Consider the following 5,803-nt stretch of genomic DNA (forward strand, 5'->3'; position numbering starts at 1 on the left):
GGGTCCGTCAACGCCGTTTCAAAGGCCGCCGTATCACTCAGCTCTGATTCCGGGTACTAGACGCAGGTTTTCTGCGGACAGTTTGCCCGAGCTGCCTGTCTTGAGCTCGAAACTGATCCGGGCTCCCTCAGCGAGCTCGGTGTGGCCGGCCTTCTCAACCGCCCTGATGTGCACGAATACGTCGGCTCCGCCATCATCGGGTTTGATAAAACCGTAGCCCTTGGTCGCGCTAAACCACTTCACAATACCAGTCGCCATTACAGTATCTCCAATTCAAACGACCGCGATCTATCTATTATTTACAGAAGGATCAAGAGCCAGACCATCCGGTTGGTCGGCGCGAATTTTAAGTATCGAGAGCTGAAAACTCACACTCGTCATCAAACGCGCCAACATGAATACCGCACACTGGCGGCGCAAGCTTAGACTGTCCTTCAGAATCCGGGGAGAGGCCCTGTTATTCCCGAGCCATTCCGGCAGGACATACGAGCCGCCAAGCATCGAAGCTGACTGATCCTGGACAGCCCAGCCTTGCGACACCGAGTTTACACGGCTCGGACATACGCAGACCAAAACTCGCGAGAGCGATTTTCCAATTCCAAGGTCGCGACGTCGCAAAGAATGCGCATTGAAAACTACCATACGCGCGTGAATGTATCCGCGCCCTTCAACTTGCCAGGCCGACCATTCTTATCAACGTAGAACAGCGTCCATGTCGTGGGCATTTGAGACCCGTTAGTTTTTCCGACCCAGCGAGTAAAGGAATTGCATTGGGCGAAAGTAACAACAAAATACAAGCCAGTTGGACTAACGGCTCCCGACGCAGGATAAGGAATGCCTTGGCACGCAAACCCTTGAGCATGATTTGTGAAAGCCCCTTGTATTGTCCCGTTATTGGAGGACCAAATAAACAGGTCAGAACCCCGTTCATTCTTCCAATACGAGGGAGCAGGAAGCCCCTGCGCCATGACCTCGTCGGAAAGTAAGAAAAACGGAGCGATAAGCAAAAGTCCCAAAAATCTCTTCATATTGAAGCCCCCGAAAAGAGGAGTTCTCTTTAAGGTAGTAACATAAGTTATATGCTCGGATGGCGCAATGACTTCTGCCGGTTTTCTACTTGTACATTTTCTTCGTACGAATCGTACCCAGCGCAACCTTCCGGCTCTATGCCCCGTAGCGATCGCGCCGCTTTTCGAATGTTCATCGCAACCTCCAACTTCAGAGTATTGCGACGACCGTTTGAAGCCGCCCAATATGCCTCACAACGACTATCGCGTAGCCCTCTCGGCCGCCGACATCACCACATCGATGGGCCGCAAGGCCGATTGCTTCGACAACGCCGCGCGATGGAGAGCTTCATACATTGAAGACCGAATTCGTCCATCATCGCAAATACCGGACCCAGGCCGAGGCAGCGCGGGATGTCTTCGTTTTCATTGAAGGCTTCTACAACCAAACTCGACTTCATTCCCCCGTCGGATAAGTCGCTCCGATCAAGATGGAGCTAAAAGCCGCTTAAATTCGTCCACTTCTTTGGGGGAATGTCAGGGTTCCGCGCGACTGCCGTGTCGGTCCTAAGAAGCCTTGATGGATCGGCTTGATGCGCCGACATCCATCAAGCGAAGGGCTGTTTTCCGCGCCACCAAAGTCCGGAACACAGGCTCGCCGTGCAGATGCGCATTTCGTTATTTTCTTAGGCATACGGGTCTTAGTTGCGGAAGCCGTATAAGGCCGCAGGGGTCTCGCTAAGGATCCGTCCTCTAGCGTCCTCGTCTGGTACGATCGCCTCAAGCCACGTCAATGTTTCCGCATAGAGTGGCGCATAGGCGTGGGCGACCGTGACGTGCGGCCACTCTGACCCCCAGAGCAGCTGTTTCGGCCCGAGCTTCTTCAGCAGCCTGTCCGCCGTTGCCTTGGCCCATTCATCTGGAACGCGTCCGCTCCCCGACAGCTTCACCCATGCTTCCGCGCCTTCAGCGAGCGCCAACAGCCGCTCCACGCGCGGATCCCAGGCGGGATCGCGGGCAAAGTCCGCAAGCCCGAAGTCTCGCAACACCAGGCGATGGCCGTCGGCCAGGAGCTGCTCTGTGAGGCGCTCTCGTCCTTCGACCCCGCCGGACACCTCCAAGTGGAAGCCGAGCTGAAGGGCGGCCTCGAGGGACTCGGCCAACGGATCAGGGTCGTCGAAGGTTAGCGCCAAACCCACGGCGCCCGATCGACCCCACTGCGCCAAGACCTCAGGCGCCAGCGGTTGCGCAAGCGGCGGAATAAGCCTCACCGGCATTCGGGCCTGGCTCGCCTGGGCGAAGAGCTCCGTCGGGTCGCCGTGCAGGAAAGAGGGTTGGACCAGCACCAGCCCCGTGATCGCGCACCCGCGAGCAGCTCTTTCCAACAGCTCCAAGGAGCCGTTGATGACGGGCGCCGCACGCCGGGCCTCTTGGCGGAAGGCATGGACCTCGCAGTCGATCCTCATGGCGCGTCCTTGCCGCAGAATGCAACCGGCCGAGCGCTCGCCAGGCCGTCGTTCGCTCGTAACCGCAAGTCGTCGGCGTCTGCCCGGCGGCCACCGTCCAGTCTCTGCTCATGCGCGTCGCAGGCGGCGCCCCGCTGCGCGTCCAGACCGTGGCGCTCGGTCTCCAAGGTCTCGCCGAGGTAGAGCCCCAAGATGGAAATGCTCGCACACCATCTCAGTGAGGGCTCGCTGTAGATGCTCACATTTGGTTATTTGCCCGGTGTTTCCAACCTTGGCCTACTCTCCCCTTAGCGCGAACTAGAAATAGGAACAATGCGACCGGAGGAAGCAGATCAAATCGTTCGTACGTTTCGGACCAACGTGACGTGCGGGCTCTGCACGTCATGTACAGACTGTTCCTTCTTCACGCCTGGAATTGTGTGAGTTCCTACAGCCCGTCAATGATGCCAACAGCATTCGTCGCACGCTCGCGAACTGCGGCCAACCGATATCGTGTCTGGCGCCAAGATGTCCGACAAGACACTCGTGCTTGACAGTAACCGGCATGAGGTCCCCACCTCGCCATCGCGAGGCGCCTGCGATACAGCGTGGCATGAGCTGATCAGCGATGGCAAATGCCATGCTTGATGCCAGGCGAGAAGGTGATTCCTATCGTCGGGTCGAGGTGATCACTGGGCAGCACCGGCGGCGGACGAGCCTGGGCGACCATCGCGACATTGCTGCAGACCTCAAAGATGAACCGCTCGCCTGGCTTACCCCAACGCTTCAGTGCATTGCCAACGGCTGGCCGAGCAGCGAAATCGACGCGCTTATGCCATGGAATTACGCCGCCTGAACGGCCTCAGCTTGCCGCTTACATCGAGCTAGGAGCCGCGATCGAGACAAAAATTATGGGTAATTGAAAGGTCTCCCACGGGCTTACAGAACTTCAAAGCCTGAACGGCTTCAGCTAAGCGGCGGACATGATGATCTCTTGAGACGTCGCGGCGCTCCGACGATAATCCGCGACACGTATCCAAGGTCGTTCACAATCCAGAGAACTGCCGTCGCTGCGCCAAAAATCGCCGCTCCAATCGCGCTTGCAACGACAATTCTGGTCTTACCGTCCCAAAGTTCTCCGAATTGTATCAAGTCCGTTAAGCGAAAGACGGCGCCCTGAACTAAGTAAAGCAGCAGCGTGCTTTGACCAAGCTTCACCGCAACAAGGCGAGCTAATCGAGTCAAGCATAGAACCCTCCAACAGTGAAACATAGATTGCGCCGCCACTGCTGCAGCAGCTGTAGACCCGGTGAACATCAGCAAGACCTGTTTAGCCGATTGTGCATCATGAACTAAAACAAGATTGTTGTAAGCGTAAGTGTCCCTCCCCCAATCAAGAAAGCACAGGCAAGCCGCTGCCCAGAATGAGAACATCAAAAGAGATTTGTGACGCAGCATGATGTTCGCCCGCTCCTCGATCGTTTGGGCAAACAAGAACCCCAAACAGAAGAACGGATAGTATATCTCAGCAATGGTACTATCGATGATGTGATAGGCATAAGTGCGATCACAATTGCAGACGCGCACAGGATCCATTTCGATAAAAGGTTGATAGCCGCAAAGAGCTTTATGAGAAGGAAAGAAGCAAGTACTGCCCACAAGAACCAATATGTGCCAATCAATTCCCTTGAAAAGTCCAGGAGTCCGGCAGTCACGCCGCTGAAGTGAAAAAATGCGGCTAGCTTGGCTGTTTCAATAAGTGCGCACCAAAACAGCATTGGGATCAGTAATTGAACCGCACGATCACCGACGGCGCGACCGAACGATGTTCGCAGAATTGTTCCAGAAGCAAGATATCCACTTATGGCCATAAAGAGGGGCATGTGAAACATATAGATCGCCTTAAAATACGGCGACAACCAAAAGTCATCTGTGTTTCGATAGATCACCAATTGTAATAGATGACCCAATACTACCAAAATAATGAGAACGCCTTTAACAAAATCAAAGGTTAGATCGCGATTGTTCGCCGCTGCGGAGCACGAACCGCGCTCCGCAGCGGCGACTGCGGTGTACCCCATGATCTGCTCCTGAATTTTTATCCAGCGACGGTTATGCATTCTCGAATAGACGATCGGGAGACTTGGGACAGGAGAAAATCAGTTGGTGATCAACGCCTATCTGCCGCCGGCGATGACATCTGGCTTGGGCTCCCTGCAGATCCACCAGATAATCAATCTTGTTTAGATTAGGCCTTCGGCTCAACTTAGATTGCTTCTTGGATGGTCTACTAACTGCCCTCAATGAAGTGACCTTATAGACCAGCTCTCCCAATCAGCTTCCTTATCCGCTTTTTCAGAATTGGTGCAATCAATTGTTTGGATGAACCGCATTTACATGATGGATTGATATCGGACTTTCTAACCGCCAACGAGTCCGCCGTGAAGACGCGCTTGGCCACAACTGTTCCGGCACAAAAGATCGTTCAAATGCAACCCGGTATGAGCTCCCACGTCTGCGGTGATCAGCGGGGACGTGCGTAGCGGATCGGCATCCAGTATTGGCGCGTGGCCTCGACGGCCGCTGGGATATCGAGGTGGGCATTACGGAGGTCCCCAGTCTCGGGGCCCCTTCGTGGCGGCCCTCCGAGCAGCGGACGGTTCTGATCGTCGCGACAGTGCAGCAGGATGGGTAGAAGCAGGCCATGATTGACGTTGCCGGCGTCCAGCAACGGTGCCCACGCCGGCAGCCTGAGCTGCATCGCGGCGTAGAATCCCTGGCACCAGGGGCGCGGATCGATATCGCCATTGACCTCGCGCCGGTGCATCGGCTCGAATCGATCGGGCGCGGTCGAGAGGGTGTTGCTGATGTCGTTGTGGCGCAGCGCGACGGCAGAGATCGCGGCGAACTCCGGCGTGCCGCCATGGTTGAAAGCGTCGGCGTCGATCGCGAGCAGCGGGCAGATCCAGTCGATCGGGCTCATTGACACCGGTCCGGCGACGATCGCGGCGGCATAGCCGTCGAGCATGGGAATGCTGGTGGCGACAGGATGCCGATTGACGCGAGCCTGGAGCCATCGCTCGAGCTCCGCAAGCGGCATTGCGGCTGACGCCATCGACGATGCTGTTTTATGGCGACGCGCGCTCATGCGGCAGCCTGTGTGGTGAGATGGCGCGCCGCCTTCCAGTTCCAGGCGAGCAGCTCGTGAAGCTGATGGCTTTTGGTTCGCCCGGACACGATGCGCTCCAGCACATCGGTCAAGTAGGACTGCGGGTCGAGTTCATGGAGTTTTGCCGTTTATGCCGACCGCCGAACTATGCCGAATGGGCTTGTTTTCCCCGAGATTCACCG

General features: G+C 56.3%; 5 protein-coding genes and 3 pseudogenes. 2 read left to right on the forward strand and 6 right to left on the reverse strand.

What is annotated here, in order from left to right; translation table 11 throughout:
• Positions 1-33: 33 nt before the first annotated feature.
• Both ACFFWD_RS06080 and ACFFWD_RS06085 read right to left on the reverse strand, forming a co-directional pair.
• The gene (locus ACFFWD_RS06080) at positions 34-258 is read right to left on the reverse strand and encodes a cold-shock protein (protein WP_376962484.1); all 225 of its coding nucleotides are present in this window, start codon (positions 256-258) and stop codon (positions 34-36) included.
• Positions 259-635: 377 nt separating this feature from the next.
• A complete protein-coding gene (locus ACFFWD_RS06085) occupies positions 636-1,028 on the reverse strand; it encodes an avidin/streptavidin family protein (RefSeq protein ID WP_376962486.1) in 393 nt (130 codons plus the stop codon).
• Between the two features lie 335 nt (positions 1,029-1,363).
• On the opposite strand from ACFFWD_RS06085, the gene ACFFWD_RS06090 reads away from it, so the two are divergent.
• Positions 1,364-1,483 (forward strand): IS3 family transposase, encoded by a 120-nt coding sequence (locus ACFFWD_RS06090; protein ID WP_376962488.1) that lies wholly within the window; start codon positions 1,364-1,366, stop codon positions 1,481-1,483.
• A gap of 225 nt (positions 1,484-1,708) precedes the next feature.
• Here ACFFWD_RS06090 and ACFFWD_RS06095 read toward each other — a convergent pair whose 3' ends face one another.
• Positions 1,709-2,473: an amidohydrolase family protein gene (locus tag ACFFWD_RS06095; protein WP_376962490.1), complete on the reverse strand. Its 765-nt coding sequence runs from the start codon at positions 2,471-2,473 to the stop codon at positions 1,709-1,711.
• 674 nt (positions 2,474-3,147) lie between these two features.
• On the opposite strand from ACFFWD_RS06095, the pseudogene ACFFWD_RS06100 reads away from it, so the two are divergent.
• A pseudogene (locus tag ACFFWD_RS06100) lies at positions 3,148-3,308 on the forward strand (transposase domain-containing protein); the annotation flags it as partial.
• Positions 3,309-3,418: 110 nt separating this feature from the next.
• Here ACFFWD_RS06100 and nolL read toward each other — a convergent pair.
• The 3 genes and pseudogenes from nolL to ACFFWD_RS06115 form a co-directional block, all read right to left on the reverse strand.
• A pseudogene (gene nolL / locus ACFFWD_RS06105) lies at positions 3,419-4,533 on the reverse strand (nodulation factor fucose acetyltransferase NolL).
• Positions 4,534-4,976: 443 nt separating this feature from the next.
• Entirely contained in the window at positions 4,977-5,600 is a 624-nt protein-coding gene (locus ACFFWD_RS06110; protein ID WP_376962491.1) for a UPF0149 family protein, read from the reverse strand.
• Positions 5,597-5,749, reverse strand: a pseudogene (locus tag ACFFWD_RS06115) (transposase domain-containing protein); the annotation flags it as partial. The pseudogene ACFFWD_RS06115 and the gene ACFFWD_RS06110, both read right to left, overlap by 4 nt.
• Positions 5,750-5,803: the final 54 nt, after the last annotated feature.

Origin of the sequence: Bradyrhizobium erythrophlei (assembly GCF_042430365.1) — a bacterium.
Taxonomy (GTDB): Bacteria; Pseudomonadota; Alphaproteobacteria; order Rhizobiales; family Xanthobacteraceae; genus Bradyrhizobium; species Bradyrhizobium erythrophlei.

Bases quoted from the DNA above. Each gene is read 5' to 3' on its own strand.
- ACFFWD_RS06080 (WP_376962484.1), bottom strand. From the start codon at position 258: ATGGCGACTGGTATTGTGAAGTGGTTTAGCGCGACCAAGGGCTACGGT.
- ACFFWD_RS06085 (WP_376962486.1), bottom strand. From the start codon at position 1,028: ATGAAGAGATTTTTGGGACTTTTGCTTATCGCTCCGTTTTTCTTACTT.
- ACFFWD_RS06110 (WP_376962491.1), bottom strand. From the start codon at position 5,600: ATGAGCGCGCGTCGCCATAAAACAGCATCGTCGATGGCGTCAGCCGCA.
- ACFFWD_RS06095 (WP_376962490.1), bottom strand. From the start codon at position 2,473: ATGAGGATCGACTGCGAGGTCCATGCCTTCCGCCAAGAGGCCCGGCGT.